Raw genomic sequence first — 617 nt, 5'->3', positions numbered from 1 at the left:
ATTCAAAGAATTGCTCAAACAATACGCTTAAGCCCAGCCATTATAAAAAGGCCGTCTGAAATTTCAGACGGCCTTTTTCTCACACTTATTTCTTCCAATATGCCGGAGTTAGCAAAATCAGAACGGTAAAAATCTCCAAACGTCCCAACAACATCACCGCCGTACACAGCCATTTCTGCACATCGCTCAGCACAGCATAATTATGTGACGGACCGACTGCCCCCAAACCCGGCCCTGCATTGGTAATACAGGCAATGACTGCCGTAAAGGCGGATAAAAAGTCCAAGCCTGCCGCCATCAGTAAAAAGCTGAATACGATGACCGTCATAAAGTAAATAAAGATGAACGACATGACGGTCAGCGCCATGCGATCCGGAATGGAACGGTTGTTGACCTTTACCGTACGAACCGCACGCGGGTGCAGCAAAATCAACATTTCGCGCAAGCTGAATTTGAATAACACCAACGCACGCACGTTTTTAATACCGCCCCCAATAGAGCCTGAACTTGCCAATACGTTCGACAGGAAAAACATCCACAGCGACACAATCAACGGCCATTGGGCAAAGTCTGCATTGGAGAAACCGCTTGCCAATCCGATGGACACAAAATTGAAG

1 protein-coding gene is annotated in these 617 nt (G+C 47.0%); it reads right to left on the bottom strand.

What is annotated here, in order from left to right:
- Nucleotides 1-85: 85 nt before the first annotated feature.
- A partial coding sequence (locus ACTHUR_RS15655; RefSeq protein ID WP_440399563.1) for a potassium transporter TrkG occupies nt 86-617 on the bottom strand: 532 nt, incomplete at its 5' end.

Source organism: Neisseria sp. P0021.S007, from assembly GCF_051956855.1.
The sequence above is the reverse complement of the archived record's forward strand: the minus strand, read 5'-3'. Positions and strand labels throughout refer to the sequence as shown.